The following is a 25,641-nucleotide window of genomic DNA, read 5'->3' on the forward strand; positions in this document are numbered from 1 at the left end:
CCAGGTCGGCGGGTGCGCCCCGCCGCCGGAGACGCGGGTTCAGCGCGTCTCCGCCGACCGTCCGGTCACCGGTCGAGCGGGTACCGGGCACGCACCCGGAACCCGCCGTCCTCGGTGTCGGCGGTCTCGAAACTCCCGCCCAGCAGTCGAGCGCGTTCGGCCAGACCGGTCAGCCCATGCCCTCCCGACGGCAGGGACGCACCGGACGTCCGGGCGCGCTCATTGCGTATTTCGACCTTGAGGGAACCGTGCTCGCCCTGGATCCGGATGGTCGCGGTGGCGCCCGGTGCGTGTTTGTGCACGTTGGTCAGGCATTCCTGCACCGTCCGGTAGGCGGCCGCCGAAACCTGACTCGGCAGGAGATCGGGGATCCGCTCGACGGTGAGGTGCACCGGGACGTCCGAGCCGCGGATCAGCCGGTCGAGTTCGTTGATCCCCGGCCGCGGCCCGTCGTCCTCGGAGCCCGAGCGGAGCACGCTCACGAGGGAACGCAGCTCTTCCAGGGTCTTGGTGCTGAGTTTCCGGATGACCAGCGCGGTCTCGAGCGAGCGGGGGTCGGTGGTCTGCGCCTGCAGCGCGCCGGCCTGCATCGCGATCAGTGTGATCTGGTGCGAAACGACGTCGTGCATCTCCCGCGCGAGGCGGGCCCGTTCCTCCGCGCGGACCGCGTCGGCGTGGAAGCGGCGCTCGCGGTCGCGGCTGGCGGCGAGTTCGGAGAGCTTCTGCGAGATCTCGGTCCGCGCCCCGATGAGCAGGCCGATGGCCACCGGCATCCCGGCGACGATGACGCCGTAGATCCCGTCCAGAACGTGTTCACGCCAGCTGAGCTCGACGAAGTCGGCCAGCGGCCACTGGACGAACCGGCAGGTGAAGACGAGCGCGAACCCCGTCCAGGTCTGCCAGTGCATCTGCTTGCGGGTGGCGAGGAAGCCGAGCGCGATCATCGCGGCCAGCTGGGACCATCCCGCGAGGAAGCCGGGGACGGTCACGATCACCGCGAGGAACGGCAGCTTGCGGCGGAAGGCGAGGCCGAGGCACGCGGCGCCGGACAGGTAGATGGAGTACGGCTGGGCCTTTTCGGGGATCACCAGCCACACGTCGAGTGCGGCCAGGAAGATCGCGAGTGTGTCGACGCCCAGCGCGACCAGCGCCGGACGTTTGATCTTGGCGAACGACATGACCCCGGCGGCACGGCGCATCCGCTCGGCGGCGTCCGCTCCGGAGCCGCCCACCGAGATACCTGGCATCGAGAGACCCTCTGTGCTCATCGCTGGCGACCTCACTCGTCTTGTGGACTTGAATGAAGAGACGTGTTCTTCGCCCGATCGGGACGCGCAGGAACGAACAAATGTGCGAATGCTAACGGGTGGATGTACCAGGACGGTAAGTTTCCCCCAGTCGGGCTAGCAACTGTCCGGTCACTGTCCGTTCTGCGGACAAGTGCATGAACGTTCGGTCGGTCGGATCCACACCGGACCACCTGGGCTCGGTGGTCCGCTGATCACTTCGACGGATGCCGGCGCCGGTTCTGACGCCAGTGATGCCGGTTTTTGATCTTCGTCACGTTTCGTGGTCGCACGGTGACCCTTCCGTGCGTCCTTCCTGACCTTCAGGGTAGAGAAGAGAGACCCTCCCGGACTTCCGCCATCGACTCTTGAACGATGCAGATCCTCTGGCGCCCGTGCGCTGGAGGTGCCGTGCCGGTCGTGGGCCGGGGCGTCGGTATACGAAGTCGGCCTGCTGAGGGCTCCCGGTGGGCGGGCTTCGGTCGGCCGCATCGCCCTGCCGGCGCGCTGGCGAAATCGGCGCTCGATCGCCGACTATTCACCAAGTCCCCTATTTGTCCATTATTTGTCTTTTTTTCGATGATCTGTGCCAGAAATGGTGTCGTGAAACGTTGTGCTTCCTTTCGGAATCGCCTGGCCGGATGGCGTAACGTCGGAACGGGATGGGCGATTCCAACGACAAGTCACGAGAACGCGGAGGTGAGTGCCGTGCAACGGAAATGCCGGCAATGCGGTGAGCCGGCGCAGCCGGGTGCCGAATCCTGTTCCGGCTGCGGCCGCCCGATCGCCTTCGGCGGCGATGATGACGGCTCTTCTGCTGCCCCGTCGTCATCTCCGCGGATCTTTCTGACTCCGCCCGCTGTTCCGAGGCTGGAACCGGAGGTCGATTCCCCGTCTCCGCGCAAGGTGAAGGCAAAGGTGCCGATCCTGATCGGGCTGGTCGTCGTCGCGCTCGTCGCGGTGATCGGTGTCGTGGCTTTCGTTCTCGCGCCGTCCGGGCAGCTCGCCGGGAACGTCTCTTCCGGTTCCGCGCCCGCCACCGTGAGATCCGAGCGGAGTGAAAGTCCGGCGAACGGCTTTCCCGCGGGCGGATCATCAGCGTCCCCCACCTCCACGTCCACATCCATGCCCTCGACCGTGGCCGATCGGACGGACGGTGAGGAAGCGGCACGCGCTTCGCTGCGAAATAGGGCGGAGAGTGACCTCTCCAGAGCGGAATCGTTCGTCGGCTCCTGGCTGCCCCAGGTGTCCTCGAAGCGTCCGGGTCTCACCGCGAACGGGGTGACCTTCGATCATCAGAGGATCTGGACGGACTTTCTCCGCAGTCTGGAACGGTATCCGGACGCTCTCCTGGTCCGCTCGGGGGACTTCTCGAGCTTCCGGCAGGGAGACTTCTGGATCACCTTGGTGCCGGCCCCGCACTCCAGCGGTCCGGCCGCGAACGGCTGGTGCGAGTCCGCGGGAATAGGCCGGGACGGCTGCTACGCGAAACGCCTGGCGCACAGTGGCGGTTACGCGGAGAACACGCTGTTGCGCAAATGAGTACCACCAAAGCGCCCCGGTGGGACCGGGCCATGGAAGCGGACGTTCCGACCGTCCGCTTCCATGGTTTCGGCTCAGCCGGCGAAAACGGTCAGCCAGGTGAGGATCAGCTCGATGACGGCGTGGGTCTGCATGGGAAGAACACCTCCTTTCCCATTTTTTCGTGGACCACCTTGCTGTGATCCACTGTCGAGATCGGGGAGGGTGACTCCGGGGATCCGGAGTGGTCGCGGCCGACCGCGGAACCCGCCACCGCGGCGATCACCACCAGGAAGAACGCGAATTTGAGCATGGTGGAGACGGGGATGAGAAGCTTCATGGATGTTCGCCTTCCAGGAATGGTGTGCGATACCCGCGCGGTTCGAATTCCGACGCGTTTTCCCTTTTCCTTCGTTGAATCTATTTTCGCCCGGCCGCGATGAATCGGGCAGTGGTTTCCCGTTCTGCCGGTGTAACGGAAACACCCGGCCGGTCGACGGTGTGACCGTGCTTCACCGGTGAGAATCGTGCGGCCGGAGCGGGCCGATGTGGGAGAGGGGCGAGATGGAGAGCGACCTGGCCGAGGAGCTGAAAACGCTGCGGAAAGGGCGAGGCGTCCTCGCCGACCGGATAGACCAGCGCGTGGGTTCCGCCGTTCGTGTGCTGTGCGGAATCACCGAGGGGGTCTCTCCCGCCGAGATCCGGGAAAAGATCGTCGTCACCCTGCGAGAGCTGATCGAAGCGTTGCCACCGGACCTGCGGGATCCGATGCTGGCCGCATTCGCTCTCGACGAGGCCGTGCAGTACCCGCTCTATCAGGAACGGATCGCGTTCGCGGCCGAACGGCTCGGACGCGAACAGCGCACCGTCCGGCGGCGGATCGACGAAGGCATCGCCAGACTCGTCGAACTCGCCGAGCGGCGGCGGGATTCCGTGCTCGAAGCCGCCACCGGCCCCGGTTGGCACACCACGGACCTGCGGACCTTGGTCAATCTGGAACTGCCGTCACCGGAGGCGTTCGAGTTCCGGCAGGTGGTCGCGGAACGGGACGGCCTGACCGCCCTGGAGCTGGCGCTGACCGTGACCGCGACGCCCGGGAGCGAACCGGGTCACGAGCAGCCGGAGGCCGACATCGATGTCTTCGCCGGTGGCACCCTCGTGACCACCGGCAGGGAGGCGACCGATCGAGTCGGGTTCCAGCTCGCGTTGCCGAGGACCTTGGCCAAGGGGGAAGTTCACGAATTCGTCTTGCGCTTCCGCGCCCCCGAGGGCAAGCCGATGTCACCGCATTACGTGTGCGTGCCCAAGGGTCGTTGTGACGTCTACCGGCTGCAGGTGCGGTTCGGTCCCGGCCGCCCTGCCGGGGTCTGGCGTCTCGATGGGGTCTTCCAGCGTGATCTCGATGATCCGATGGCGACTGGCGAGCCGATTTCGCTGGACGAGGCGGGCGAGGCGAACACGGAGTTCAGGCGGCTTCACGCCGGGCTCGCCTACGGGATCCGCTGGCAGGGACCGCAGGCGAGCCCGGGTGACGCTCATGCGGAATAGAGTGCCGCGGTCAGGCTGGGCTCGATCGCGCGGACGGAGGAGTGCGAGTTCCAGCGGCGCAGGGTGACGGCGAGCCGCTGGACGTCGGACCGGATGGTCGCCGAGCCGACCATGGCGGTGTTGCCGAGCAGTTCCCGGGCGAGTTCGCAGGAACGATCGAGTTCACCCGAGGCGGCGTGAGCCAAGGCGAGCCGGACACCGAACCGGGTACGCGCGCGGATCGCGTCGGCCGGGATGTCGCGAATCGCGCGATCGAGGACCTGGGCCGCCTCGGCGGGCCTGCCGAGATCGTAAAGGCACCAGCCCGTCACGACGGCGACCGGATCGGATATGTGCGACGTGCCGATGGTCGGCCCGTCCTGACCCGATGAACGTGCGACGGCGAACTGCTTCGTGGCCGAATCGAGGGCTCGCATGCAGGCGTCGTAATCGCCGACGAGAGCGTGTCCTTGCGCTTCGCGTTGGGCCGCGAGGGCGAGGACGCGGGGTGAAAGAGCGCGATGCACCTGTGCTCGGCGGGCGAGTTCGACCGTCGCTTGCCCTTCGCCTTGGTAGAGCGTGACCAGCGCCCGGCGGACCATGGCGTAACCCGCGGTCTGTGTGTCGCCCACCGCGGTCGCGACATCGACGGCCTTGTCCGTCCACCACGCCGCGGCAGCCTCGTCACCCGCCTCCTGTGCCATCCAGCCGGCGAACTCGGCCGTGCGCGCCGTCAGCAGCGCGACGTCCTTCGCTGTCGAGCCATGGGCGCTCTTCGCCAGTGATCGCAGGGCCTGCGCCTGGCCGATCAGCATCGGCAGGACCGTTGTTGGCGCCGCAATCTGCCCCAAGTCTCTCGCGGCGTCGTGGAGTCGCCGGTGGTGTTGCAACTGTTCGTCCACGTTGGCGGCGACGGGCCGGGCGACGGAGGGCAGGCCGAGTCCGGCGAGGATCACCGCCCCGCCCACGAGAACCTCGCGCCGTCCGAGCGGTGTGAAGGAGGAACCGCCGCCGGGAGTCATCATCATCAGCCAGACTTCCTCGTCCTCGCGGTCATGGCGGACGATCTCGGTGCCCGATGACGCCTCAGGGGTCATCATCGTGATCAACGCCCCCTTCGCGTCGAGTTCCGCGTCGCAACGGCGCACGAACTCCATCGAGGGGGACTGGGCACCGGTTTCGATCCGGCTCACATGACCTTTGCTGTAGTAGAGGCGGCGCGCCAATTCGGTCAGGGACCAGCCTTGTGCCGTGCGCAGCGTCCGCAGTCGGACGCCGAACGGTTCCGGGAGCAAGTTCATGGACGCTCCGCCTCTCCTCGGGACGATCGTCTGTCGTCCTGCTGTCGATTCTGCGGCCACCGCGCCTCGCCGATGCGCGATCTCTCGTTCGCCGCCGAATAAGACAACAGGAAACGGTGTCGTCGACACCGGCGCTCATCGTATTCGTTTCTCTGCCGTCCGGCGAGTGTCGTAAATATTCGACTTGACTTATCGTGGTGCCCGCTGGACAGAAACTTGACAAATAATGGACAGTGACCAAAAGGAAACAGGAAACGTCCGGTTTACCCCCAAGTAGGGCTTGTCAAGAGGCCGTTCGTCTGCGAAAAATCTCTTTCAGCTCAGCGGAACGTGTCCGTATGGGTGCACTGGCGGGGGAGAGGTTCACCCCGAGGGTCGGGCGAGAGGTATTCGAAAGTGACGCAGATCTTCCTGAATTACCGGTCGGAGGACGACGAGGCATTCGGCGTCGCCATGCTCGATCAGGCACTCTCGGACAGGTTCGGTGACGACGCGGTGTTCCTGGCGTCCAAGTCCGTCGAGCTCGGTTCGGCCTGGGAAACCGACATGTTCGAGGCGGTGAAGGAGTCTTCGGCACTTCTGGTGATCATGGGCCGCCGGTGGCTCGACGCCAAGGACGAAAACGGCGGCCGCCGGATCGACGACCCGAAGGATTTCGTCCGCCGTGAAATCCTCACCGCGCTCGAACTCGGCAAGAAGGTGATTCCCGTACGGCTGGCCTGTAAGCGTTTGAAGGCGGACGACCTGCCCGAAGAACTGCGCCCCTTGATCAGCCGCCAGGATATCGAGGTCCGGTTTCGCAACTACCGCGTCGATGTCGAACTGCTCGCGCAACGACTTCGTCAGGAATTGCCGGAACTACGGAAGGTGGCGCCGTCACGGACCGCCGACGGCCACGGACGGAAGCCCGTCGATTCCGTAACCCGGATCGGCAATCAGTTCAACGGGGCCTTTCACTTCCGCGACTTCAACAACTACGGACCCGCCGACTGACTTTCGGTGAACAGTTCCCGCTGAACCTGGAGCCGCATCAGTGAGTGACGAGAAGCCCGGCGACACCCCGCCCAAGCCCGCTGCCAAACCTGCTCCCAAACCCGAGACCCCCGCCCCGAAGCCCGTCGCCGAAGAATCGTCCGCGAACAAGGCTTCTCCGCCGCCGGACACCGAGAGCTCCCAGACTGCGCTGCGCGACGAGGTGTTGCAGCGGGTGCGGAGCGAAGCAATGGACCTGGACCCGGTGAAGTTCGGCCGGATCATCGCCGAGGGCGCCGACCGGCTCGACGGCGCCGTCACGGTCAACGTCTTCGAAGGCGAGTTCTCCGTAGACGGCGACTTCTTTGCCGGAGACAGTGCGAGCAGAGGTGGTCGCCGCTCGTCGGGGAGGCGGTCGGGTCACGTCAGGCTCGAGCCGGCCAAGGTGGTCGAAGAGATCGAATACTTCGTCGCGCCGATCGGGTTCGAAGAAGGTGTCGACATCCTCGTCGCTCGCAGCCTGCTTGTGCTGTCCGGCCCTGCGCGCACCGGGCGCCGGACCCGGGCCTTCGCGACGCTCACCGAGGTGATGAAGCGCGTGGGGCGAGAGCCGGAATTGATCCTGTTGGACGGTTCGGTGCTCGGCAACATGACCTGGCGGGTGCCGCGGAGTGGCCACGTGTTCGTCTTCGTCGACAGGGAAGGCAAGGGTGGCAAGTTCGGTGCCGAGTCAGTGACGGACGCCTGGCTGCAGTACGCAGCCGGGCAGCTGGCCGAACACGAGAGCTACCTCGTGGTGATCACCGGACCGGTCCGCGGACAACTGGCGACGGCGCCCAAACGGGCGGATTTCGTCCTCGAGGATCTGGAACTGCCCGATCCACTCGAGATCGTCCGGCGCCGCGTCAGTGGCGAGCTTCTGTGGGATCTCGAAGACCTCGATCGGCGCCTGGCCGACACCGAACTCGATGAGCTGCTTCACGAACGTGGCGATGATCCTCGGTTCGCCACTCGCGCGGCGGCCGTGGTCAGCGAAGCTCTCCGCACGGAGGCAGATCTCGCGGAAGCGGTGGCGAAGCTGAGCAATCCCGAGGAGCAGGTCCGGGAGTGGCTGGAGCGGGACCCGGAGCCGATGGAGGTCGCGTTCGTCCTGGCGACGGCGGTGCTCGAAGGAGCGAGCTATCTGAGCGTCGCCGATGCCGCGGTGACCCTGTTCCGGGCGCTGAGCGGTATCTCGCGCTCGGGGACACCGCGATATCAGAGGCGGCTAGTTGCCGAGTGGAACTGGATCGAACGTGTCGGGAGTCCCGGGGACGGCGCGTTGCTGCGTTTCAAACGCGCGCGGCTACGTCCGGTCGTGCTGGTGCGGGCGTGGTTCGAGTTCGACGGCGCCCGCGCGAAGTTGTTCGAATGGCTCAAAGGGCTCGCGGAGCACACGGATGTCGAGGTCCGGGCGAGGACCGCTCAGGCCGTTGGGATCCTGGCCGCCCACGACTTTGAACACGGGGTACACCGGTACCTGCTGCCGTGGGCCGCGGCCAAGTCCGTGCCTCTTCAGCAGAGCGCGGCCTACGGGCTGAACGTCGCGGGCACGTACGGCCAAGGGCAACACGCCGAGCGTGCGTGGTCCTATGTGGAGCACTGGAAGGACTTCCTCACGTCGGGAGACGTGCCCGACAATCTGGTCGTGACCGCGGGTTTGGCGGTCGGAGGCAGGCTCGGCGTCGACGATCCGCGCCGGGCCCTGCGCGTGCTGAAGACCTTGGTCCACGAAGGCGACTGGCCTCTGGTCCAGGCCGTCGTCGTGAGCACTCAGACGTTGCTTGAGTCGGGACGCGACGAAGAAGTCCTCGAAGCGTTTCTCGAATGGACGGACGACTCACCGGAGGAAGAGTCGGTGGTGAAGGTCCTCACCATGTTCGCGTTCGCCGTCGCGCCGGACGACAGCCCGGACGAGCAGCCGCTTCTCATGCGGGAGGCGGGGCGGCATCGGGACGCGCTGCCGGAACTGTGGGGCCGTGCGCTCGCCGCCAAACCGGTCCGGAAGCTCGCGATGGATTCACTGCGTACTTGGGTGCGCGTCGCCGACGCCGACAAGGCCGTACGGGACACGGTGCTCGACGTGATCGCCGGAATCGCGGACCGCAGCGTCACCGACTACGACCGATTGCTCCACACCCTGCACGAATGGGCGCTCGATCCCGACGATCCCTCGGACGCGGCCGCCGATTTCCATGATCTGTTGCTCGAAGCCGGAGAGGAAAGCGCATGAGCCAGACCTACGATCCGATCCTGGCGGTGGTCCAGCCACGCAGGCTTCGAGTTGGTGCCCCCCTTCGCGGTCCCTCCATCGGGTCGGCCCTGGTGCTGGAACGCCTCACCGGCGTGCCGGTGGTCGTATGGCCGACCGAACGGGTTCCCGACGCGCGGACCGGACACTACCGGCGCATCCACCATGTCGACGTCGCCAACAGGGGCCTGGAGCTGACGGTGAGGGCGCCCAGTTCGGATCCGGCCTTCCCGTTCAGCGTCACCTTGCGATTCTCCTGCCGTATCACGGATCCGGTGAGCATCGTGAAGGACAACATCAGGGACGTGACGGCCGCCCTGGCCCCGTCCTTGTCGGCGATCGTCCGCGAGACGGCGTCCAGGTTCGACGTGCTGCACCCGAGTGACGCCGAAGCCGAGATCGCGCGGCGACTCACCATGGCTCACCCCACGTCGACCGTGGAGCTGACCGGTTTTTCGGCGAGCGTCGAAATGGTCGACACGGAAGAGATCGTGACCGACCGGAGGAGGAACCGGGTCGGGGAACAGAGCCGCACCGCCATGCGGCCGGTCGCCAACGGGGGCAGGGAAGAGATGCTGGCGCACATCATGGGGATGACGGGCGGCAACCCCATGCCGTTGCTGGCGCACGAAGACGAGAGGAACGACGCCGAGACCCAAGCCAAGCTGGCCGCGCTGAGCATCCTCATGGGTCAAGGCAACGACATGGAGGAGTTCAACACCTCCGAGATCAGCAAGCAGGCCTTGGACGAGTTCTACCGAGGCAAGGACCTGTTCCCGGTGCGGCCGCGCGGCGTGCGAGAGCGCATCGGGCGCTCTCGAGCCGCGCTGAAGGGCGGCCCCATCGTCGAAGGGGGCCATCCGGACGGCAAGGCGAAGGACAGCGACGGCAAGGCCGATCCGCCGCCGAAGTCGAACGGTTCGGGTCCGAGCTGTGAGAAGGACAAGGACTCCGGCAACAGCAAGCCGCGGCACTCCGATGACGACCGGTGACGGCGGCGCGCTGATGGACGTCCTCCCGGGTGCGAGAGGGACGGACAGGGTCTGGAATCACGTCGAAGCGGGCTTCGCCGCGCTGGCTTTGCGGTCGGGTGATGTTCGGGGACACGGCGGGGGCGCCGATCCGCTCGTGCTGTTCCATCGCCCCCGGGGGCGTGGGGTGGCGGCGGTGTTCGACGTTGGCGAGAGGCAGGCTCCGGACGTGCCCGCTCGGCTGCGGGCCCTGCTCGAAGAGGGGTTCACCACCGGCGGTCGCACCGAACCGGCCCCGGAGTCTTTGACGACCTTCGCGGGGATCACCTTCGACCTCGCTGGCAGCGAGGTGTCCTGGACCGTGCACCAGGCGGGTGATGCCCGGTGCTACGCGGCCGAACCGCGGAGTGGTCTGCGACCTGTGAGCGGGGGTGGTCCGAACGGTTCGGTCCAGGTCTCCACGTGGACAGGGCACGAGACTTCGCCGTGTGTCCTCGTCTGCGTCAGCAAGGGATTCTTCGTCGCGGGCGGGACGCCGCCCGGGTTCGAACGGCTTCTGTGGGAGACGTTGCTTTCGGCGCAGGACATCCTTCACTGGAGTGGCTTGCTCGCCGACCGGACACGCTCCTTCGCCGGGAGCGGCGCTTCGGTCGTTGTGGTCGCGCTCGGCTTCGAGGACTTCGCCGCGCTACGGGCGAGTTTCCGGGAGCGCGCCGACTTTCTGAACCCTGTTCCGGAGCAGGGGAGAGCGTGATGAGGGGCCGGAAGCCGTACTGGCGACCGGAGCAGGGCCCAGGTTACGACCTGCGCCAGTACCAGGGCAGCCGTCCGACGGGGCTGGTCGCGGTGACGGCCTGGGATCACCCGATACCGGGCCGTCCCTCCGACGCGACCGGCCCGGACATCCGGCTGGTCCGGCAGGGGAGCCGGTTGCTCGTGGAGGAGCTGGGGGCGTCGCCGTCCACTTCGCTGCGGTTGCAGATACCGCTCGGATCGTGTGTGGCGGCGAGACTCGCGGGCGAACCCGGTCTTCCCGGTGAAGCGCTGATCCGGCTCACCCTGGTCGTGCGGCTCGGGCGGGCACCGGCCTTCAACCTGCCCCTGTGGTTCGCGTCGCGGTCGCAGGCTTTCTTGCGTGGTCTCGTCGACGAGATCACCGCACAGGCGGGGCGGCCTCCACCGGGAGTGCGGGCCTCGCGCCGATCGGAGCCCGCACGGGCGCCGTCTCATCAGGACTGGGTGGTTTTCCGGGCGGCGGCGCCACCCGTGACGCCCCCGGCGAGCAGGTAGGGAGGACGAATGAGCCAGGCGACAGGTACCTGCGTCTCGTGCGGTGTCCGGGACGCCGTCGACGGTCATCGATGCCAGGAATGCCGACAACCGGCCGGAAGCCGGCCGGGTGTTCTTCCGGAGTTGCGGCGGCAGACCGCGTTCGAACGAGCGACGATCACGTTGACCCCTGCGCCTTCACCGAGGGCTGACCTAGTTGTGGAGGAACCGAAACGGCTTCCCCTGATCCGGCCGCCGTCGGGACGCATCGTCCGCCTTGCTCTCATCGGGCTGTTCCTGGGCGCCGGAGGCTTCCTGCTCCTGACCTACTGGGACGACCTGACCGAGGTGACGAAGACTCCCGTCCCGGCGTCCGCTCCGGACAACGTGGCGGCGCCTGCCGTGGTGGCGGACGGGCCGGGCAAGAAGTCCTGTCCGGCGGCGGTGGCCAAATGGCTGCCCGGCGGCGGTGGCGGGGCCGTGCTGGTCGCGCGGCACAACGCGGACAGGTTCGTGGTCACGGTGTGCCAGGGCACGGACGGCCAGTACCACTACGACGGTCTGGTCAGAGGGGCCGAAGCCACCTCCAAAACGCACATCAGTCTTCCCGCGACGTCCACCGGAACCGGATTCGTCGCGCGGAACCAGGGCTTCCGTTACGAGCTCACCGCCTCCGAGCTCGTCCTGAGCAACAACGGCAAGGAGGTCTCGCGATGGCCGTTGAAACCGGCGCAACCCTGAGCGGTCATCGTGGGCGGTGCGCGTGAAGACCCCCTTCTCGAGGGGGGAAGGGGGCCTTCACGCGCAAAGAGAAGGTCAGCCCGCAGGCGTTTGATAGACCTTCGTCAGCTTCGAGGCGGAGCCCCGGTCCAGCAGCCAGAGCGTGCGACGGCTGCCGCGTGCTCCCGCCACCGGGATCTGGACCTCGCCCGCACCGGCCAGCGCCTGTGCGACGGCGTCCGCCTTGGCGTCGCCGCCGGTGACCAGCCAGATGTCCTGCGCGCGACGGATCGCGGGCAGGGTCAGCGAGATCCGGGTCGGCGGCGGCTTCGGGCAGTCGCGGACCGCGACGACCGAACGCTCCTTCTCGTGCACCGCGGGGCTTTCAGGGAAGATCGAGGCGGTGTGCCCCTCCCCGCCGAGGCCCAGCAGCATGATGTCGAAAGCCGCGTCGTTGGCCGCCAGGACCTCCGCGTAGGCCGCGGCTGCGGCATCTACGTCGTCGCCGAACTCGCCGTCGGAGGGTGCCATGGCGTGCACCCGCTTCGGGTCGAGCGGGACGTGGTCGAGCAGGGCCTCTCGGGCCTGCTTCTCGTTGCGCTCGTCCGAGTCCGCCGGGACGAAACGTTCGTCGCCCCAGTAGAGGTCGAGACGCGACCAGTCGATGGCGTCACGGGCGCTGGAGTCGCGCAGTTCCCGCAGGATCGCGATCCCGGTGCCGCCGCCGGTGAGCACCACCGAAGCGGAGCCCTTGGCGGCCTGGACGTCCACGATCCGGGTGACCAGCCTGGCCGCCGCGGCGGCGGCCAGGAGGTCCGGGTTCCGGTAGACGACGACCTCGGTCTTGCTCATGAGGCGCTCTTCTTCGCGGCGACAGGGGCCTTCTTCTTGGAAGCGGCCGGAGACGCCTTCTTCGCCGGAGCGGCCTTGACCGCGGTGCCCGACGAGATCTTGGAGAGCCCGTTCAGCGAAGCCTCGTAGACCTCGTCCGGGTCGAGCCGCCGCAGCTCCTCGATCAGGCAGTCCTTGTTGTCCCGCCGCTGCAGGGCGATCCGCCGCGTCGGCTGGCCCGGCTGGGTCAGCGTGCCGACCCGCCCGTCCGGCCGGTGCAGTTCCACCGGGCCGGAACGCCGGTCCAGCGTCACCGAGATGATGCCCGCGGCGCCGGTGCTCTTGACCCGCTTCACCGGCACCTTGAGGTACTCGGCCAGCCAGCCCGCGAGCAGTTCGGTCGACGGCGAGTCGGCCTCGCCGGTCACGGTCGCGCCGGTGATCTTCTCGTGCGGCGGAAGGTCCAAAGCGGACACCAGCTGGGCGCGCCAGCTGGTCAGCCTGGTCCACGCCAGATCGGTGTCACCCTCCACATAGGACTTCGCCCGGGTGGTGAGTGCTCTTATGGGCGACTTTTCCGCGGCGGAGTCGGTGATCCGGCGCTGGGCCAGCTCACCGAGCGGGTCCTTGGCCGGAGCCTTCGGGCCGGTGCCGGGCCACCAGGTGACGATCGGCGCGTCCGGCAGCAGCAGCGGCACGACCGCGCTCTGCCCCTGCGAGGCGAGCGGACCGTAGAGCCGCAGGACGATGACCTCGCTCGCGCCGGCGTCGCCGCCGACCCGGATCTGGCCGTCGATGCGCGGTGCCGCGGTCCGCGCGCCCTTGGCCACCACGATCACCCGCGAGGGGTGCTCCCGGCTGGCCTCGTTGGCGGCTTCGATCGCTTCTTCGAGCCGGTCGTCGTCGTCGGCCACTATGACCAGCGTCAGCACCCGGCCGAGTGCCACCTGCCCGCCCTGCTCGCGGATCTCGACGAGTTTCTTGTTCAGCTGCGACGTCGTGGTCGACGGCAGGTCGATGATCACGGACGCCTCCAGTTCCGGCCGGTACGTTCCAGCATTTCGTCCGCTGACGGCGGTCCCCACGAACCGGGCGGGTACGCCTCGGGCGCGCCCTTCTTGGCCCAGTGGTCGAGGATCGGGTCCAGGATCTCCCAGGACAGCTCGACCTCTTCGTTCACCGGGAACAGCGACGGTTCACCGAGCAGCACGTCCAGGATGAGCCGCTCGTAGGCCTCCGGCGAGGACTCGGTGAACGCGTGCCCGTAGCCGAAGTCCATGGTGACGTCGCGGACCTCCATCGTGGTCCCCGGCACCTTCGACCCGAACCGCAGCGTGATGCCCTCGTCGGGCTGCACCCGGATCACCAGCGCGTTCTGGCCCAGTTCCTCGGTCGAGGTCGAGTCGAACGGCAGATGCGGTGCCCGCTTGAACACCACGGCGATCTCGGTGACCCGGCGGCCCAGCCGCTTGCCGGTGCGCAGGTAGAACGGCACGCCCGCCCAGCGGCGGTTCTGCACCTCCAGCGTCACCGCGGCGTAGGTCTCGGTGGTCGAGTCCTTCGCGAAGCCGTCTTCCTGCAGCAGGCCCGGCACCTTCATGCCGCCCTGCCAGCCGCCCGCGTACTGCCCGCGGGCGGTGGTCTCGTCGAGCGGGCCCAGCGGCTTCGTCGCCGAGAGCACCTTGACCTTCTCCGCGCGCAGAGCACGCGGAGCGAACGAGACCGGCTCCTCCATCGCGGTCAGCGCGAGGAGCTGCAGCAGGTGGTTCTGGATGACGTCGCGCGCGGCGCCGATGCCGTCGTAGTACCCCGCGCGGCCGCCGAGACCGATGTCCTCGGCCATGGTGATCTGCACGTGGTCGACGTAGTTGGCGTTCCAGATCGGCTCGAACAGCTGGTTCGCGAAGCGCAGCGCCAGCAGGTTCTGCACGGTCTCCTTGCCGAGGTAGTGGTCGATGCGGAACACCGACTCCTCGGGGAAGACGTCGTTCACGATCTCGTTGAGCTCCTTGGCGCTCTTGAGGTCGCGGCCGAACGGCTTCTCGATGACCACACGGCGCCAGGTCTCCTCACTCGCGTCGGCGAGGCCGGAACGGGCGAGCTGCTTGGTCACCACCGGGAACGCGCTCGGCGGGATCGACAGGTAGAACGCGGTGTTGCCACCGGTGCCGCGCTCGGCGTCGAGGTCCTTGACCGTCTGCGCGAGCCTGTCGAAGGCGTCGTCGTCGTCGAAAGTGCCCTGCACGAAACGGATGCCTTCGGCGAGCCGGTTCCACACCGACTCCTTGAACGGCGTCCGCGCGTGCTCCTTGACCGAGTCGTGCACGAGCTCGCCGAAGTCCTGGTGTTCCCAGTCCCGGCGGGCGAAACCGACCAGCGAGAACCCGGCGGGCAGCAGCCCGCGGTGGGCGAGGTCGTAGATCGCCGGCATCAGCTTCTTGCGGGCGAGGTCACCGGTCACGCCGAAGATCACCAGGCTGGACGGCCCGGCGATCCGCGGCAGCCGCTTGTCGCGCGGGTCGCGCAGCGGGTTGCTCCAGGCTCGGGTCACTCGCCTGCCTCCTGTACCGCGCGGACCAGTTCGGCCAGGCCGGCGGCCCGGTCGGTGAGGTGCAGGCGCAGCACCGGGCGACCGTGCTCCGCGAGCACCTGGCCGTCGCCGAGCGCCTGCGCGTGCTGCAGGACGCCGAGCGTGTACGGCCGGTCCGGCACGTCGAGATCCTGCTCGACGGCGCCGGTGATCTGCAGGAAGACCCCGTTCTGGTGTCCGCCCTTGTGGTACTGCCCGGTGGAGTGCAGGAACCGCGGCCCCCACCCGAAGGTGGTCTGGCGACCGGTCCGCTTGGCGATCTCGCCGCGCAGGAGCGATGTCGACGCGTCGTCGAGACGGTCGAGGTACGCCTGCACCGCGATGTAGCCGGTTTCCGGTGCGGAATCGAAGAAAGCCCGCAGAATGTCCGCGAGCTTCCCTTCCGTGGCAACGCCTGCCGAGCCGAACACCTCGACCGCGCCGTCCACAGTGGACGGCTCTTCGCCGCCCTTGAGCTTGTCCGGGTTGTCGAGCAGCGACCGCGCGGCCTTCTTGGCGGCCTCGACGTCGGGCTGGTCGAACGGGTTGATCCCGAGCAGCCGTCCGGCGAGCGCGGTGGCGAACTCCCACAACAGGAACTGCGCGCCGAGTGAGCCGGTCACGGAGATCTTCGCGGTGCCTTCGGCCCGACCGACGGCCACCGGGGTGGCGTCGTCCTTGGCGTCGGCGAACCCGGGGGAGTCCGGACCTTCGACGGCGACCGGAAGGAGACCGGTGCCCTGCTTGCCGGTGGACTCGGCGATCAGCTGCTCCGCCCAGTCGGCGAAGCCCTTGAGTACGGAGCCACCCTCTTTTGAAGGCACTGTGGCGATGACGAGCTTCTCGGCACCCTTCTTTTCGTGCGCCGCGACCCAGGCCGCCGCCAGCTTGACCGCGGGATTGTCCGCGGAGTCGGCTGCCAGCGTGTCCGCCACCGAAGCGGCCTGGTCGAGCAGGCGGGCGACGTCCGCGCCGGCGAGCCCGGCCGGGACGAGCCCGAACGCGGTCAGCGCCGAGTAGCGGCCGCCGACGTTCGGGTCGGCGAGGAAGACCTTGCGGTACCCCTCCTTTTCGGACAGTTCCGCGAACGGCGAACCCGGGTCGGTGACGACCACGATCCGCCGGGCCGCGTCGATGCCCGCGTCGACGAAGGCCTTCGCGAAGATCCGCCGGTGGCTGTCGGTCTCGACGGTGCCGCCGGACTTCGACGACACGACGATGACCGTCCGCTCCAGGTCACCGGCGAGCGCGTCGGCGACCTGACCCGGGTCGGTGGTGTCGAGGACGGTCAGCGCGACGCCGTCCGTCGCGGTGATCACTTCAGGTGCCAGCGACGAACCGCCCATGCCGGCGAGGACGACGCGGTCGACGCCCTCCGAGCGCAGGTCGGTCCGCAGTGCCTCGATCTCGCCGATCAACGGCCGCGAGGACTTGTGCAGCGTCGTCCACGAGAGACGGATCGACGCTTCGGACTCGGCTTCGGGACCCCACAGTGTGGCGTCCTGGGACGCCAATTTCGATGCGACCTGGTCGGCGACGAGCCGCTCCGCGAACGGAGCGGCCTCGCCGGCCAGGGCGGCGTCGACGATTTCGACGCCGGTCGTTTCCCCTGCCATGGTCGGGATCAGTCCTTTGCCTTTTCCAGCTGCCCGGTGACGGTCTCGAGAAGTTCGGTCCAGGACTTCTCGAACTTCTCGACGCCCTCGTTCTCGAGGGTCAGGAACACGTCGGTGATGTCGATGCCGATCGCGCTCAGCTTGTCGAAGACGGCCTGCGCGTCGGCGCCCTTGCCGGTCACCGTGTCGCCGGTGACGTCGGCGTGGTCCGCCGCGGCGTCGAGGGTCTTCTCCGGCATCGTGTTGACCGTGTCCTTGACGACGAGCTGGTCCACGTAGCGGGTGTCGGAGTACTCGGGGTCCTTCACGCCGGTGGAGGCCCACAGCGGACGCTGCGCGTTCGCGCCCGCCTCGGCGAGCTTCTTCCAGCGGTCCGTGGCGGAGAGCTCTTCGAACGCCGCGTAGGCGAGTCGCGCGTTGGCGATGGCGGCTTCACCGCGCAGCGCCTTGGCCTCGTCGGTGCCGATGGCGTCGAGCCGCTTGTCGATCTCGGTGTCCACACGGGACACGAAGAACGACGCGACCGAGTGAATGCCCTTGAGGTCGTGGCCGTTGGCCTTCGCCTGCTCAAGACCGGCGAAGTAGGCCTCGATGACCGCCCGGTACCGCTCGACCGAGAAGATCAGCGTGACGTTGACGCTGATGCCCTCGGCCAGGGTCTTGGTGATGGCCGGAAGACCCTCTTCGGTGGCCGGGATCTTGATCAGCACGTTCGGCCGGTCCACGGTCTTCCACAGGTCCTGCGCCTCGGCCACCGTCTTGTCGGAGTCCTTGGCCAGCCGCGGGTCCACCTCGATGGACACCCGGCCGTCGACCCCGTTCGTGGCGGTGTAGACGTCGCGGAACAGGTCCGCGGCGTTGCGCACGTCGGTGGTGGTCAGCTCGCGGATGGTGGCTTCGACGTCGGCGCCGCGGGCTGCCAGCTCGCGGGTCTGCTCGTCGTACGCCTCGCCCTTGGACATCGCGTTGGCGAAGATCGTCGGGTTGGTCGTCACGCCCACGACGTGCTTGTCGCGGATCAGGCCGGCGAGGTTGCCGGTGTTCAGGCGCTCACGGGACAGGTCGTCGAGCCAGATCGACACCCCTGCCTCGGACAGCTGAGCGAGTTTGTCGTTGCTCATGCTTTCCCCTTCAGTTCTTGGTGTTGGCGATCGAGCGACGGGCGGCGTCGACGACGGCTTCCGCGGTGAAACCGAACTCGCGGAACAGAGTGCCGGCGTCGGCCGAGGCACCGAAGTGCTCGATCGAGACGTTTTCCCCGGCGTCACCGGTGAAGCGGTGCCACGAAAGGGCGATACCGGCTTCGACGGAGACGCGTGCCTTGACCGACGGCGGCAGCACCGAGTCCTTGTAGGACTGGTCCTGCGCGTCGAACCACTCGACACACGGCATCGAGACGACGCTCGCCGTGATGCCGTCGGCTTCGAGGGTCTTGCGAGCCTCGACGGCCAGCTGGACCTCGGAGCCGGTCGCGATCAGCACGACCTGGGGCTTGCCGTCGGACGCTTCGGCGAGGACGTAGCCGCCCCGCTTGACGCCTTCGGCGCTGGTGCCCTCCAGGACCGGCACGTTCTGCCGGGTGAGCGCGAGGCCCGACGGGTGGTGGACGTCCTCCAGGACGGCCTTCCACGCGTAGGCGGTCTCGTTGGCGTCCGCCGGGCGGACGACGTTGAGGCCGGGGATCGCGCGCAGCGAGGAGAGCTGCTCGATCGGCTGGTGGGTCGGTCCGTCCTCGCCGAGGCCGATCGAGTCGTGCGTCCACACGTAGGTGACCGGCGCCTTCATCAGCGCGGCCAGCCGCACGGGCGGGCGCATGTAGTCGGAGAAGATCAGGAACGTCGCGCCGTAGGGGCGGGTGCCGCCGTGCAGCGCGATGCCGTTGAGGATCGAGCCCATCGCGTGCTCACGGATGCCGAAGTGCAGCGTCCGGCCGTACGGGCTGGTCTTCCACATGTCGGTGGAAGCCTTCTCCGGGCCGAACGAGTCGGCCCCCTTCATGGTGGTGTTGTTGCTCTCCGCGAGGTCCGCGGAACCGCCCCACAGCTCGGGGAGCGGGTCGGCGAGCGCGTTGAGCACCTCACCGGAGGCCTTGCGGGTCGCGATGCCCTTGGCGTCCGGCTCCCACTTCGGCAGGTTGTCGGCGAAGCCGTCGGGCAGCGTGCGGGTGGCCATCCGGTCCGCGATCTTCTTGCGCTCCGGGTTGGCGGCGCCCCACGCCTCGAACTTCTCCTGCCACTCGGCGCGCGCGGTCTTGCCGCGGTCGACGGCCTGGCGGGTGTGCGCGATGACCTCGTCGTCGACCTGGAAGTTCCGCTCCGGGTCGAAGCCGAGGATCTTCTTCACCGCGGCGACCTCTTCGGCACCGAGCGCGGCGCCGTGGGCCTTGCCGGTGCCCATCTTCTTCGGCGCCGGGTACCCGATGACGGTCTTCAGCGCGATGAACGACGGGCGCTCGGTCTCCGCCTTCGCGGCCTTGATGGCCTCTTCGATCGCGACGACGTCCTCGCCACCCTCGACGACCTGGGTGTGCCACCCGTAGGCCTCGTAGCGCTTCACGACGTCCTCGGACAGCGCGATCTTGGTGTCGTCCTCGATCGAGATCTCGTTGTCGTCCCAGAAGACGATCAGGTTGCCGAGTTCCTGGCGGCCGGCGATCGACGAGGCCTCGGCGGTGACGCCCTCTTCGATGTCACCGTCGGAGGCGACCACGTAGACGTAGTGGTCGAAGATGCTCTCGCCGACGGCGGGCTCCGGGTCCAGCAGGCCGCGCTCGCGGCGGGCGGCCATCGCCATGCCGACGCCGTTGGCGAGACCCTGGCCGAGCGGGCCGGTGGTGGTCTCGATGCCCTTGGTGTGGCGGTACTCCGGGTGACCGGGGGTCTTCGAGTTCCACTTGCGGAGCTGCTTCAGGTCTTCCAGCTCCAGGCCGAACCCGGCGAGGTACAGCTGGATGTAGAGGGTGAGGCTCGAGTGCCCCGCGGAGAGGATGAAGCGGTCGCGGGCGGGCCACTCGGGGTCCGCCGGGTCATGACGCAGCGTCCGCTGGAACAGCGTGTAGGCGAGCGGCGCGAGGCTCATCGCGGTGCCGGGGTGACCGCTGCCGCAGTTCTCGACCGCGTCCGCGGCGAGCACCCGAACGGTGTCGACGGCCCGCGTGTCGAGGTCGGTCCAGTCGGCGGGCACGTTGCGCCGGAGGAGTGGGTTCTTCTCGCTGGTAGAGGCGGTTTCGGACACTGAACTCGAACTCCCCGTCATCAGGTTGTGGCTTCTCTTCCCTCGTGGGTAACCCACGTGTACCGCTACTAATCTCAATCGATCCGGAAGGGACGATATTCCTGCTCCGGGCCGTTCGCAGAGGCACGCCGCGACCTACCGCGGCCAGCCTAATGGTTCGGCCGGTCGAGGACCCGCGATCACCCTCTGGAAACAGCACGTCTAACATCGAGGAAGGGTTCAGAACGCAGGGATCCGGGGCCCGCCACATCACCCGGAAGCCTGGTGGGCCCCGGCCCGAAAACTGACGCAGGGAGTGAAATGTCGTTGGTGAACGCTGCGCACGGACGCAGTGACAGCACCAGCGCCGTACATCCGACCGGTGAACGACCGCACGGTGGCCGGCGAACAATCCGCCAGGTCGTCGGCGCGTACGCCGCCCTCGCGAAGCCCAGGGTGATCGAGCTCCTCCTCGTCACCACGATTCCCGCGATGTTCCTGGCAGGCCGGGAAATCCCGTCGCCTTGGCTGGTACTCGCGACGCTCGTGGGCGGCACCATGGCCGCCGGTAGCGCGAACGCCTTGAACTGCGTCATCGACGCGGACATCGACAAGGTGATGAACCGCACCAAGCGCCGTCCGCTGGTGAAGGAATCGGTACCCCGCCGCGGCGCGCTGATCTTCGGTCTCGTACTCGGCGTGCTGTCCGCCGTGGTGCTCTATTTCACGGTGAACCTGCTCTCGGCGATCCTCGCGATCGCGACGATCCTGTTCTACATCTTCGTCTACACGCTGGTGCTGAAGCGGCGTACGTCACAGAACGTGGTCTGGGGCGGTGCCGCGGGCTGCATGCCGGTCGTCATCGGCTGGGCCGCCGTCACCGGCACCGTCGAGTGGCCCGCGTTCGTGATGTTCGGCGTCATCTTCTTCTGGACCCCGCCGCACACCTGGGCGCTGGGCATGAAGTACCGCGACGACTACGAGCGCGCCGGCGTGCCGATGCTGCCGGTGGTCGCCACCCCGCAGCACGTGGCGCGGCAGATCGTCATCTACTCGTGGGTGATGGTCGCCTGGACGCTGCTGCTGGTCCCGGTGACGAGCTGGATCTACACGACGTTCGCGATCCTGGCGGGCGGCTGGTTCCTCTTCTACGCGCACAGCCTGAACGCGGCGGTGCGGCGCGGCGAGGAGACCAAGCCGATGTCGCTGTTCCACCGGTCGAACACGTACCTGATGATCGTGTTCGTCGCGCTGGCCGTCGACTCGGCCATCGGCCTCCCGACCATCGGCCTGCCCTTCTGACGTCTCTCTCGTCCCGCAAGTCGTCCTCTGGTTGCGGTAGTTGCACGCTCAACTACCGCAACCAGAGGACGACTTGCATTTGGGGGCGTGTCCCAAGGGGTGGCACGCCGCGACGCGCTGGGTTACCCGTCGGTACGTTCCGGTGAAGTGACAACCACAACCGAGGTCACGGTCCAGGGCGTGCGCCGGACCATGGCTGTCGCCTGCCTGGTCGTCTTCACGGCCCAGATGGCGACGACGATCTACCTGCCCTCCCTCCCGGCGATCGAGCACGACTTCGCGGTGTCGCGCAGCTTCGCGGCGCTCTCGGTGTCGCTGTTCGTCATCGGAGCCGCGGCGCCGGTGGTGCTGTGGGGCTGGGTGGCCGACCGCCTGGGACGGCGTCCGGCGATGCTCGCGGCGCTGGGCCTGTTCGTCGTCTCCAGCGCGGCGCTGATCGTCAACACCGCGCCCGCCTGGCTGCTGATTCTGCGGGCTCTGCAAGGGATCGGCGCCGGCGGCGCGGCCATCATCGCCCGCATCGCGGTCCGGGACCTCGGCGGCGGCGACGCGCTCGCCAAACGGCTTTCGGTGCTGTCCATCGCGTTCGTCACCGCGCTCGGCGGCGGGCAGTTCCTCGGCGGGCTGATCGGCGGGTGGCAGGCCGGGTTCGCCGTGCTGACGGCGGCCGGGGTGATCTGCGTCATCGGCACCCTGATGATTCCGCTCGCCCGGGGCGGTGAGGAAAAGTCCGGCGTGATCCGGATCTACCTCAGGATCCTCACCGTTCCGGCGTTCCTGCTGCCGACGATCGCGGCCGGACTCGGCTTCGCGACGATCGTGCTCCTCCAGGAGGTCGCCCCGTTCGTCTTCCAGCAGCACTTCGGCCTGAGTGCGGACCAGTACGGTGGCCTGGGCCTCCTGTTCGGGCTGGCCTACTTCGGCGGCGCGTTGCTGGTGAACCGGCTGGCGGGCGGCAAGGGCTCGTCCTGGCTGATGCGGGCGGGCGCGCTGGTCATGACCGGTGCGGGCGCGCTGACGATCGCCTTGTGGCTGATCCCCGGTATCCCGCTCACGGCCGCGCTCGTGACGTTCGTCGCGTTGTACTGCGGGACCACCTTCGGCCAGGCCGCGCTCTTCCCGAGCAGCATGGCCGTCGCGGTGAGCGAGGTGCCAGGACACGGCGCCTACGCCGTCGCGCTGTGCGGTTTCGTCGCGCAGTCCATCGCGGGTGTCGCGGCCACCTTCGCCGTCCTGCTGCACGAGAACCTCGTGTGGGCGAGCGTCGCCACCGGTCTTTCCCTGGCCGCCTTCCTCCTGGTCCGCGTGCGCACGCGGGAATGAGATGATGGCGGGCGCCGTTGTAACCCTTTCGGCCCCTGTCCCACCTCTCGAAAGCAGGCTGCTTTTGTCCGTGTCCCCGGACCGGGAACTCGACGCGCTCGAGCAGGACGTCGCGCTCGAGCAGGAGTACGTCACCACCCTTTACCGCAAGCTCGACGCCGAACGCGCCGACGCGCAGCGCAGGCTCGACCAGACGCTGCGCCAGACCGGCGGCACCCCGCAGGCGCGCACCGAACGCGACGTCGCCACGACGCTGTACACCGACAGGCTCTCCCAGCTGGGTTCCGTCGAGCAGGGACTGTGCTTCGGCCGTCTCGACTTCCTGCCCGGGCACGCGGAGGAGACCACCTACATCGGGCGGCTCGGGCTGTTCGACGAGGACGACGACTACCGCCCGCTGCTCGTCGACTGGCGCGCACCGGTCGCGCGGCCCTTCTACCTCGCCACCGCCGCCTCGCCCGAAGGCGTCCGCCGCCGTCGTCACATCCGGTCGCTGAGCCGGAAGGTCGTCGGCGTCGACGACGAGATCCTCGATCTCTCCGCCGCGGACCAGGGGCAGGACCTCGGGCTCGCGGGGGAGGCCGCGCTGCTGGCCGCGCTCGAACGGCGTCGCACCGGAGAGATGAGCGACATCGTCGCCACCATCCAGGCCGAGCAGGACCGCATCATCCGCGCGTCGCCGAACGGCGTCCTGGTCGTCCAGGGCGGTCCGGGCACCGGCAAGACCGCGGTCGCGCTGCACCGCGCGGCGTACCTGCTGTACACGCACCGGCAGCAGCTCACCACGCGCGGCGTGCTGGTGGTCGGGCCGAACAGCACGTTCCTCCGCTACATCGGGCAGGTGCTGCCGTCGCTGGGGGAGACCGGAGTGCTCCTGGCCACGATCGGGCAGCTGTACCCGGGCCTGGACGCCACCGGACCGGTCACCCGCGAGGCCGCCGAGATCAAGGGCCGCCCGGTGATGGCCGATGTGCTCGCCACTGCGGTCCGCGATCGCCAGCGCGTGCCCGAACCGGTGCTGGAGATCGAATTCGAGCGCGAGATCCTCATGCTCGACCGCAAGACCTGCACCGAGGCGCGGACGCGGGCCCGCCGGTCGCGCCGCCCGCACAACCTCGCCCGGCGGATCTTCGTTTCGGACCTCCTCGACGCGCTGACCCGCCAGGCCGCCCGCAAACTGGGGGAGGACCTGCTCGACGCGCGGGACGTCCAGGACATCCGCGCCGAGGTCTCCGCGGACAAGAACGTGGCCGCCGCGATCAACGGACTGTGGCCCAAGCTGACCCCCGAGATCGTGCTCGACGAGCTGTTCGCCGACCGCGAACGGTTGCGGAGCGCGGCCGGGAAAGCCTTGTCGGACACCGATCGTGAGCATCTCTACAGCCCGACGGACGCGAAGTGGAGCCCGGCCGACGTCCCGCTGCTCGACGAACTCGCCGAGTTGCTCGGCGAGGACGACACGGACCTCCGTGCCGAGCGGGCTCGCCGCGAGCGGGAAGACCGCGCCTACGCGGAAGGCGTGCTCGACATCCTCGAACAGGACGAGGAGATCATCGACGAGGAACTGCTGCGGGTGGGCGACGTCCTCGACGCCGAGCTGTTCGCCGAACGCCAGCATCGCCGCAGCGAGATGACCGCGGCGCAACGGGCGGCCCAGGACCGGACCTGGACCTTCGGGCACGTGATCGTCGACGAGGCGCAGGAACTGACCGCGATGGACTGGCGGCTGCTGATGCGCCGGTCGCCGAACCGGTCGATGACGCTCGTCGGCGACGTCGCCCAGACCGGGGCGGCCGGGGGAGCACGGACGTGGGGCGAGGTGCTGTCCCCGTACGTCGCCGATCGCTGGCGGCTCGAAGAGCTGACCGTGAACTACCGGACCCCGGCGGAAATCATGGCCGTCGCGTCGCGGGTGCTCGCCGACGTCAACCCGGAGCTGGAAGCGCCGGTTTCGGTGCGGGAGACGGGTTTCGAGCCTTGGCTGCGTTCGGTGAAGCCGGCGGATCTCGCCGCGGAGCTGCCGCGGATCGTCGACGCCGAACTGTCCGCTGTGGACGGTGGGACGGTCGCCGTACTGTGCCCGGCGTCACTGATCGCTTCGCTCTCCGAGGCGCTGGACGAGACGGGTGACCGGGTGTCGGTGATGCCGGTCGAGCGGGCGAAGGGCCTCGAGTTCGATTCGGTGGTGCTGGTCGCCCCGGACGAGGTCGTCGCCGGGTCCCCGCGCGGGCTCAACGATCTTTATGTGGCCCTGACCAGGGCGACCCGTCGGATGGGCGTAGTGCAGACCGGTGACCTTGTTCCGGCGCTGGAGGGTCTTGGCTAAGGTCGGCCGCATGCGCACATTCGGCAAGATCGTGGTCATCGGCGCGGGCGTGCTCGCCCTGGCGGCCTGTGGCGAGAAACAGAACACCGCAGGTTCGGCCCAGTCCTCCGGTGCGGCCCCCGCGTCGGCTTCGACGTCGGCCCCGGCCGCTCCGAAGGGCAAGGAATGCACGGCGGAGGACGTCAAGACCACCGGAAAGTTCGGGGAGGCGCCGACCATCACCATCCCGGACGACTGCGACCCGCCGAAGAAGCTCATCACCAAGGACCTCGAGCCCGGCACCGGTGAGGGCGCCAAGTCGGGTCAGCAGCTGAAGATGAACTATTCGCTGGTCACCTGGTCCAACAAGCAGAAGCTGGACAGCTCCTTCGACCGCGGCGAGCCGTTCGACCTGACGCTCGGCGCCGGCATGGTCATCAAGGGCTGGGACCAGGGTCTCGAGGGGATCAAGCAGGGCGCGCGGCGGCTGCTGATCATCCCGCCGGACCTCGGTTACGGCGAGGGCGGCCGCGGCATCGCGCCGAACGAGACCCTGGTGTTCGTCACCGACGCGGTGAGCGTCCCGGCCGACAAGGGCTGATGCCGGCAGGAGCTGAAGGGGCCC

The 25,641-nt window shown here is 68.3% G+C and carries 21 protein-coding genes; 13 read left to right on the plus strand and 8 right to left on the minus strand.

The window, feature by feature from the left end; genetic code table 11:
* Nucleotides 1–65: 65 nt before the first annotated feature.
* On the minus strand, nucleotides 66–1,268 hold the full coding sequence (locus ACLJPX_RS41870; protein WP_410605718.1) for a sensor histidine kinase: 1,203 nt from the start codon (nucleotides 1,266–1,268) through the stop codon (nucleotides 66–68).
* A gap of 936 nt (nucleotides 1,269–2,204) precedes the next feature.
* On the opposite strand from ACLJPX_RS41870, the gene ACLJPX_RS41875 reads away from it, so the two are divergent.
* The 3 genes from ACLJPX_RS41875 to ACLJPX_RS41885 all read left to right on the plus strand — a co-directional run bounded on the left by ACLJPX_RS41875 (nucleotide 2,205) and on the right by ACLJPX_RS41885 (nucleotide 4,355).
* A complete protein-coding gene (locus ACLJPX_RS41875) occupies nucleotides 2,205–2,828 on the plus strand; it encodes a hypothetical protein (RefSeq protein WP_410605719.1) in 624 nt (207 codons plus the stop codon).
* A 32-nt stretch (nucleotides 2,829–2,860) separates the two neighbouring features.
* The gene (locus ACLJPX_RS41880) at nucleotides 2,861–3,010 is read left to right on the plus strand and encodes a hypothetical protein (protein WP_410605720.1); all 150 of its coding nucleotides are present in this window, start codon (nucleotides 2,861–2,863) and stop codon (nucleotides 3,008–3,010) included.
* 361 nt (nucleotides 3,011–3,371) lie between these two features.
* Nucleotides 3,372–4,355: a hypothetical protein gene (locus ACLJPX_RS41885; RefSeq protein WP_410605721.1), complete on the plus strand. Its 984-nt coding sequence runs from the start codon at nucleotides 3,372–3,374 to the stop codon at nucleotides 4,353–4,355.
* On the opposite strand, the gene ACLJPX_RS41890 is transcribed toward ACLJPX_RS41885, so the two are convergent.
* Nucleotides 4,343–5,635, minus strand: a complete 1,293-nt coding sequence (locus ACLJPX_RS41890; RefSeq protein WP_410605722.1) for a helix-turn-helix domain-containing protein — start codon at nucleotides 5,633–5,635, stop codon at nucleotides 4,343–4,345. The genes ACLJPX_RS41885 and ACLJPX_RS41890 overlap by 13 nt on opposite strands.
* Nucleotides 5,636–6,031: 396 nt before the next feature.
* Here ACLJPX_RS41890 and ACLJPX_RS41895 point away from each other — a divergent pair, with 396 nt between their 5' ends.
* From ACLJPX_RS41895 to ACLJPX_RS41920, 6 genes are all read left to right on the plus strand, one after another.
* Complete coding sequence (locus ACLJPX_RS41895; protein ID WP_410605723.1) at nucleotides 6,032–6,628, plus strand: toll/interleukin-1 receptor domain-containing protein; 597 nt, start codon at nucleotides 6,032–6,034, stop codon at nucleotides 6,626–6,628.
* Between the two features lie 40 nt (nucleotides 6,629–6,668).
* Complete coding sequence (locus ACLJPX_RS41900; protein WP_410605724.1) at nucleotides 6,669–8,879, plus strand: hypothetical protein; 2,211 nt, start codon at nucleotides 6,669–6,671, stop codon at nucleotides 8,877–8,879.
* Nucleotides 8,876–9,889: a hypothetical protein gene (locus tag ACLJPX_RS41905; protein WP_410605725.1), complete on the plus strand. Its 1,014-nt coding sequence runs from the start codon at nucleotides 8,876–8,878 to the stop codon at nucleotides 9,887–9,889. Before ACLJPX_RS41900 ends, ACLJPX_RS41905 begins: the two co-directional genes overlap by 4 nt.
* Nucleotides 9,876–10,622, plus strand: coding sequence for a hypothetical protein (locus tag ACLJPX_RS41910; protein WP_410605726.1), 747 nt, complete (start codon nucleotides 9,876–9,878; stop codon nucleotides 10,620–10,622). Before ACLJPX_RS41905 ends, ACLJPX_RS41910 begins: the two co-directional genes overlap by 14 nt.
* Nucleotides 10,622–11,158, plus strand: a complete 537-nt coding sequence (locus tag ACLJPX_RS41915; protein WP_410605727.1) for a hypothetical protein — start codon at nucleotides 10,622–10,624, stop codon at nucleotides 11,156–11,158. The genes ACLJPX_RS41910 and ACLJPX_RS41915 overlap by 1 nt, the downstream gene beginning before the upstream one ends.
* A gap of 198 nt (nucleotides 11,159–11,356) precedes the next feature.
* Nucleotides 11,357–11,878, plus strand: coding sequence for a hypothetical protein (locus tag ACLJPX_RS41920; protein WP_410605728.1), 522 nt, complete (start codon nucleotides 11,357–11,359; stop codon nucleotides 11,876–11,878).
* A 75-nt stretch (nucleotides 11,879–11,953) separates the two neighbouring features.
* On the opposite strand, the gene pgl is transcribed toward ACLJPX_RS41920, so the two are convergent.
* Genes pgl through tkt form a run of 6 tightly spaced genes read right to left on the minus strand, consistent with a single transcriptional unit; the run spans nucleotide 11,954 to nucleotide 20,107 of the window.
* Nucleotides 11,954–12,709: a 6-phosphogluconolactonase gene (gene pgl, locus ACLJPX_RS41925; RefSeq protein WP_410605729.1), complete on the minus strand. Its 756-nt coding sequence runs from the start codon at nucleotides 12,707–12,709 to the stop codon at nucleotides 11,954–11,956.
* Nucleotides 12,706–13,713: a glucose-6-phosphate dehydrogenase assembly protein OpcA gene (opcA, locus tag ACLJPX_RS41930; protein ID WP_410605730.1), complete on the minus strand. Its 1,008-nt coding sequence runs from the start codon at nucleotides 13,711–13,713 to the stop codon at nucleotides 12,706–12,708. Before opcA ends, pgl begins: the two co-directional genes overlap by 4 nt.
* Nucleotides 13,710–15,239 (minus strand): glucose-6-phosphate dehydrogenase, encoded by a 1,530-nt coding sequence (zwf, locus tag ACLJPX_RS41935; RefSeq protein WP_410605731.1) that lies wholly within the window; start codon nucleotides 15,237–15,239, stop codon nucleotides 13,710–13,712. The genes opcA and zwf overlap by 4 nt, the downstream gene beginning before the upstream one ends.
* On the minus strand, nucleotides 15,236–16,873 hold the full coding sequence (locus ACLJPX_RS41940) for a glucose-6-phosphate isomerase (RefSeq protein ID WP_410605732.1): 1,638 nt from the start codon (nucleotides 16,871–16,873) through the stop codon (nucleotides 15,236–15,238). Before ACLJPX_RS41940 ends, zwf begins: the two co-directional genes overlap by 4 nt.
* A gap of 8 nt (nucleotides 16,874–16,881) precedes the next feature.
* Complete coding sequence (gene tal / locus ACLJPX_RS41945; RefSeq protein ID WP_101606783.1) at nucleotides 16,882–17,994, minus strand: transaldolase; 1,113 nt, start codon at nucleotides 17,992–17,994, stop codon at nucleotides 16,882–16,884.
* 10 nt (nucleotides 17,995–18,004) lie between these two features.
* Complete coding sequence (gene tkt, locus ACLJPX_RS41950; protein WP_410605733.1) at nucleotides 18,005–20,107, minus strand: transketolase; 2,103 nt, start codon at nucleotides 20,105–20,107, stop codon at nucleotides 18,005–18,007.
* Nucleotides 20,108–20,407: 300 nt separating this feature from the next.
* Between tkt and ACLJPX_RS41955 the strand changes: the two genes are divergently transcribed.
* From ACLJPX_RS41955 to ACLJPX_RS41970, 4 genes are all read left to right on the plus strand, one after another.
* Nucleotides 20,408–21,388, plus strand: coding sequence for a heme o synthase (locus tag ACLJPX_RS41955; RefSeq protein ID WP_410605734.1), 981 nt, complete (start codon nucleotides 20,408–20,410; stop codon nucleotides 21,386–21,388).
* Nucleotides 21,389–21,535: 147 nt separating this feature from the next.
* On the plus strand, nucleotides 21,536–22,711 hold the full coding sequence (locus ACLJPX_RS41960; RefSeq protein WP_410605735.1) for an MFS transporter: 1,176 nt from the start codon (nucleotides 21,536–21,538) through the stop codon (nucleotides 22,709–22,711).
* 70 nt (nucleotides 22,712–22,781) lie between these two features.
* Nucleotides 22,782–25,037: a HelD family protein gene (locus ACLJPX_RS41965; protein WP_410605736.1), complete on the plus strand. Its 2,256-nt coding sequence runs from the start codon at nucleotides 22,782–22,784 to the stop codon at nucleotides 25,035–25,037.
* A gap of 10 nt (nucleotides 25,038–25,047) precedes the next feature.
* Nucleotides 25,048–25,617: an FKBP-type peptidyl-prolyl cis-trans isomerase gene (locus tag ACLJPX_RS41970; RefSeq protein ID WP_410605737.1), complete on the plus strand. Its 570-nt coding sequence runs from the start codon at nucleotides 25,048–25,050 to the stop codon at nucleotides 25,615–25,617.
* Nucleotides 25,618–25,641: the final 24 nt, after the last annotated feature.

The sequence above is a fragment of the Amycolatopsis sp. lyj-90 genome, from assembly GCF_046549035.1.
Classification (GTDB): domain Bacteria; phylum Actinomycetota; class Actinomycetes; order Mycobacteriales; family Pseudonocardiaceae; genus Amycolatopsis.

Excerpts from the sequence above, each read along its gene's own strand:
- ACLJPX_RS41870 (WP_410605718.1), bottom strand. The coding sequence starts at position 1,268 with ATGAGCACAGAGGGTCTCTCGATGCCAGGTATCTCGGTGGGCGGCTCC.
- ACLJPX_RS41880 (WP_410605720.1), top strand. The coding sequence starts at position 2,861 with ATGGAAGCGGACGTTCCGACCGTCCGCTTCCATGGTTTCGGCTCAGCC.
- ACLJPX_RS41885 (WP_410605721.1), top strand. The coding sequence starts at position 3,372 with ATGGAGAGCGACCTGGCCGAGGAGCTGAAAACGCTGCGGAAAGGGCGA.
- ACLJPX_RS41890 (WP_410605722.1), bottom strand. The coding sequence starts at position 5,635 with ATGAACTTGCTCCCGGAACCGTTCGGCGTCCGACTGCGGACGCTGCGC.
- ACLJPX_RS41905 (WP_410605725.1), top strand. The coding sequence starts at position 8,876 with ATGAGCCAGACCTACGATCCGATCCTGGCGGTGGTCCAGCCACGCAGG.
- ACLJPX_RS41910 (WP_410605726.1), top strand. The coding sequence starts at position 9,876 with ATGACGACCGGTGACGGCGGCGCGCTGATGGACGTCCTCCCGGGTGCG.
- ACLJPX_RS41915 (WP_410605727.1), top strand. The coding sequence starts at position 10,622 with ATGAGGGGCCGGAAGCCGTACTGGCGACCGGAGCAGGGCCCAGGTTAC.
- pgl (WP_410605729.1), bottom strand. The coding sequence starts at position 12,709 with ATGAGCAAGACCGAGGTCGTCGTCTACCGGAACCCGGACCTCCTGGCC.
- ACLJPX_RS41940 (WP_410605732.1), bottom strand. The coding sequence starts at position 16,873 with ATGGCAGGGGAAACGACCGGCGTCGAAATCGTCGACGCCGCCCTGGCC.
- tal (WP_101606783.1), bottom strand. The coding sequence starts at position 17,994 with ATGAGCAACGACAAACTCGCTCAGCTGTCCGAGGCAGGGGTGTCGATC.
- ACLJPX_RS41955 (WP_410605734.1), top strand. The coding sequence starts at position 20,408 with ATGTCGTTGGTGAACGCTGCGCACGGACGCAGTGACAGCACCAGCGCC.
- ACLJPX_RS41970 (WP_410605737.1), top strand. The coding sequence starts at position 25,048 with ATGCGCACATTCGGCAAGATCGTGGTCATCGGCGCGGGCGTGCTCGCC.